Here is a 4,035-nt window from a genome sequence, read left to right as displayed (position 1 = left end):
GTCGTTTTCGGGCATAGATCACTTTGAAAACGCACCGCCTCACCTTTCAATCCTTATCTGAACACCGTCTCTCACACACACCACGTCTTCAAGTGTCTCCGATGACCAGACAGCCGTTCTAATTGTCGACCTTACACACCACCCGTTCAAGTGTTCAACTATAACCACCGACGCGATTGCGTACAATCTGCTGTCGGTCCTGTCGAGGCCAGTTCGTCGTCAGGACAGTGCGTCGAACAAACGAGACACCAGTCGGGACCACCCACACTCCACTATTTCAAGTGTTCAAGTAGACAGTGACGAGTGCTACGTACGATTTCAGCTGATCGAGTCTCTATTACGTCTTCTCTTATTCTACTACATTCACAAAAAATGGTTTGCGGGTGTGGTACGCAGACATTTGTGATAAATGTTAGCGTCGCACAGGGTCTCGAATATCCATCCGAAACCGACCCCCCTACTTGTTCCACCTGGAACACTCGAAACGGTGGAGTGTCTGTGTGGGTCACTCGAAACAGTTGAAGGCCCGGTTTTATATGGTATCTGTGTATGGAACCGATATGGACAATCTCGGTCACCTCACACCCGAGGATGAAATCTTCCTCGATGAAGACGTGCTCCGGGACGATTACGATCCGTCCCGCATCCTCGAACGCGATGAGGTGTTGAATCGCTACCTCCAGATGTTCTCCGAAGTGATTCGTGGAAAGCGACCGCGTAACGTGTTCGTCTACGGACCGACCGGTGTCGGGAAGACTGTTGGCACCCATCTCGTACTCGATCGTGTTCGCGAGGACGCCGATGGCGTCGACGATGTCGACGTGACGGCCGTCCAAATGGAATGTCGTGACCTCAATACGAGCTATCAGGTCGCTGTGAATCTCGTGAACGTCCTCCGGGAGTCGACGCCCCGATCGAGTATCTCGACGACAGGCTACCCCGAGGGGGACGTGTACGACATGCTGTTCGACGAGTTACGCAAAGCCGATACCACGCACGTTCTGATCGCACTAGACGAAATTGACAATATCGGAACGAGTGATAACGTCCTGTACAAGCTCGGGCGGTGTAACAATCGTAATTCTGCGAAATTTGTCGATCCCGACGATACGAAAGTCGGACTCATTGGAATCACGAACGACTCGACGTTCCGCGACTCGCTGGATCCACGAGTCAAATCGACGCTCTGTGAACACGAGATTCATTTCCCACCGTATGATGCGAACGAACTGCGAACGATCCTCAAAGATCGTGCCGCCGACGCGTTTCATGATGGTGTGCTGACTGACGATGTGGTTCCGATAACGGCCGCGTTCGCCGCGAAGCGCTCTGGATATGCCCGGACAGCACTCGATCTGTTGTATACGGCTGGCGACCTGGCGCGCACCAGCGACGACGATATCGTTACTGAACAGCACGTCCGGCAGGCCGAAGAGGAGATCCAGCAGGGCGCGATTGTGAGCGAAATTGCATCATTATCGCCCCAAGGCAAACTCGTTGCGTACACTCTGCTTGCACTCGATAATGAAGGCGAACTACCCGCGAAGATGGACGCCTTCTACGCGTGGTACGAACACGCCGCACGGCTCGCAGAGACTGATACGGTCACCGCACGGACGGTCCGCGATCTATTGAATGACCTCGTGATCAACGGCGTCGCGAAGATGGAAGAGATCAACCGCGGCCAGCGCGGTGGTCGCCACTACCGCTACTCGCTCGCAGCACGCCCTGAAATGATCGTTGACGGTCTCACCGAGGATGATACAATAACCGAATTAGATGAACAACGCGGTGGCAAACTCTTCCGGTGAGACGAATTAAGCCCATCGTGGCTAAGTTTTGGTGACTAAGAGCCGTCAGAAGCCCTCCAGAACAGAGTCACTCTTCCTCGTACGCGAGGTTCATCAGCCATTGGGAGAAGGCGTCTGCCTGCGGATCGACCTCTTCCTCACCGATGAATGGCGAGAGCATGTCACCCGCCATCAGCAGTGAAAAGTCAAGCTCAGATGCTGTTGGTTCGAGATAGTAGGTCCGTTGACCTTCGTACACCGCTTCTTCACGCTGAATCAGCTCGGCACTCTCAAGTGCTTCGACTATTCGGCTTCCTTTTCGCGAAGAGACACCCAGCTCTTTCCAAAAGTCGCTCTGGTGAATCCCACCCGTCTCGCGGACCAATTCAAGACCCGCACGCTCGTCCGCCGATAGATCGGTTTCACCCTGTGACGCACTCATATTCCAACAGCTAACGTGTATCCATTATAATCGTTCTTTCTGTCGCTAGTTATGATATTGGTCGTGATTATCAGGTTGAGCCACCGGGGTGAATCTCTCAATAGTCCCCGGCAGAGTCGAACACGTCGGTGAAATCCTGAAGAATATCTTGTGACGACTTTCCATCAGCACGGGATGGAATTGGATCTTCCCAGCATTCGATCTCGAGTGTTTGTGTATCCGATATCTGATGCGGATCAGTCGTCACATTGAGAATTGCCGTGTGATAGATAGCAAGGAGTCGGTGATCATGGACACTCACGTGATCGATGCCAGCTCGATTCAGAACTGCTGGAATATCCGTGCGACCAGAGAGAGATACCGAGACGGTTGGAGAATCCGGGTCACCCATACCATCAATTCTTACATCAGACAGATAAACTACCTGTGCTGGAGAGCCTCAAGGGACTTGCGTTGACCGTTGAGAAACACTCACCTTAGGGCCGACGTCGACCGTAGCGTGTCTCTCCTCGTCACGTTACCAGACCGACTCACCGGTCAGCTTTCGAGCGCGTGTGATACGACTGTCCAGACTTGAATTCGGTCAGTTCCTCGATCCGCGATTCGAGCTCTTCGACTTCGTCGCGAAGCTGGTCGGCGTCGTCAGCATCGCTCGCCGCAAGTTGGTCTTTTAGCCCTTGGAGCCGTGTCTCCTTGCGATCTTCGTCCACCTCGGCTTTCCGAACGTACTCGGTTTCTTCAATCTCGTAGACGTCGCTTTCAGCGACATCAGTCACCTCGAGGGCATCGTCAACCTTCCCGCGATCAACGCTCACCACCCGATCACGGTCGATCCCGGCTGATTCGAGCGTGTCCAGCACCTCGTCGTCATCTTTGAGCGAGCGGTTCGTCCGAGCGGTCCGCTGGACCGAGCCGTACGATCCCGAGACCGGTCGGTCGTGATGGAGTCGGTCTAAGAGTGTGTCCGCGATCTCCTTGCGGAGGTCGTTGGCGTTCCGTTGAACGTCCGAGAGCAAGGTATACAGGTCGATGAGTGTCCCTGTCTCGACTCCTTCGAGCGCTGTAACCTCGTGACGTTCCAGCGCGTCGACGAGCAAGAGCGCATCCGCGTAGACGTCGAGATCGGGTTCTGTCCGTTCGTCTGGAGCAGGCTCAGAGGACGGGTCCTCGTCCAATAACAATGAGGTGGTTGGTGCTTCAGTCTCGATGATCACACCTCGGTCGTCGTTCACCTCGAATCGGGGATGAAGACTCAATACCGTCGGGTATGGGTCCGCACCGGGTGGGAGTCGATCGAGGTCGAACCCATCGGTAGAGTCGGTAACACGTCGATATAGTGTCTCGAACTGATCTTTTTGAAGCGGTCGCGACTCACCGCTATCTGAGAATCTGATGATGACACGGTGTTCCTGGACGCCAGTTATCTGAAACCGGTCGTTCGAGAGTGGTGTCCGGAGCGTAGCCCCTTCCGGGAGGTCATCTAACCGCTCAAGGAGATTGTGCCAGCTGACCCGAAACGACATATTCGTATTGAGACCGTTGGACGCTAAATGCTTGAGGCTGCTTACAGAACTCACAGCCGTATAGTGCGTGGATGCTGATTGGATGAGTTCGTCGGAGGGCTCCCACATGGGACCCATGATAATTGCCAGTTACCCGTTTTAGCGGTGTGTAAACCGCCTGAATACGGACACCGGGACAAAATAACAGTAATTGTATGTATGTCTGACGCTCGTAGTGTTCAGATAAGCTGATTCCATGCGAAAGCGAACGATCTGAGCCACTCGTCAGCAGTTTCTGCTT

At 54.0% G+C, this 4,035-nt stretch carries 4 protein-coding genes; 1 reads left to right on the top strand and 3 read right to left on the bottom strand.

Annotated features, from left to right (window positions below):
- Positions 1 to 560: 560 nt before the first annotated feature.
- Positions 561 to 1,811, top strand: a complete 1,251-nt coding sequence (locus tag N5096_RS12935) for a Cdc6/Cdc18 family protein (protein ID WP_182022790.1) — start codon at positions 561 to 563, stop codon at positions 1,809 to 1,811.
- 67 nt (positions 1,812 to 1,878) lie between these two features.
- Here N5096_RS12935 and N5096_RS12930 read toward each other — a convergent pair whose 3' ends face one another.
- The 3 genes from N5096_RS12930 to N5096_RS12920 all read right to left on the bottom strand — a co-directional run bounded on the left by N5096_RS12930 (position 1,879) and on the right by N5096_RS12920 (position 3,755).
- Positions 1,879 to 2,232, bottom strand: a complete 354-nt coding sequence (locus N5096_RS12930; protein WP_267665242.1) for a helix-turn-helix transcriptional regulator — start codon at positions 2,230 to 2,232, stop codon at positions 1,879 to 1,881.
- A 97-nt stretch (positions 2,233 to 2,329) separates the two neighbouring features.
- Complete coding sequence (locus N5096_RS12925; RefSeq protein ID WP_141213904.1) at positions 2,330 to 2,623, bottom strand: hypothetical protein; 294 nt, start codon at positions 2,621 to 2,623, stop codon at positions 2,330 to 2,332.
- Between the two features lie 139 nt (positions 2,624 to 2,762).
- Entirely contained in the window at positions 2,763 to 3,755 is a 993-nt protein-coding gene (locus tag N5096_RS12920; RefSeq protein ID WP_267665241.1) for a DUF7983 family protein, read from the bottom strand.
- Between the last annotated feature and the right edge of the window lie 280 nt (positions 3,756 to 4,035).

This window comes from Halorubrum yunnanense (assembly GCF_026586675.1).
Classification (GTDB): domain Archaea; phylum Halobacteriota; class Halobacteria; order Halobacteriales; family Haloferacaceae; genus Halorubrum; species Halorubrum yunnanense.
Note: the sequence above shows the minus strand (reverse complement) of the source record. Positions and strands in the feature narration are given on the sequence as shown.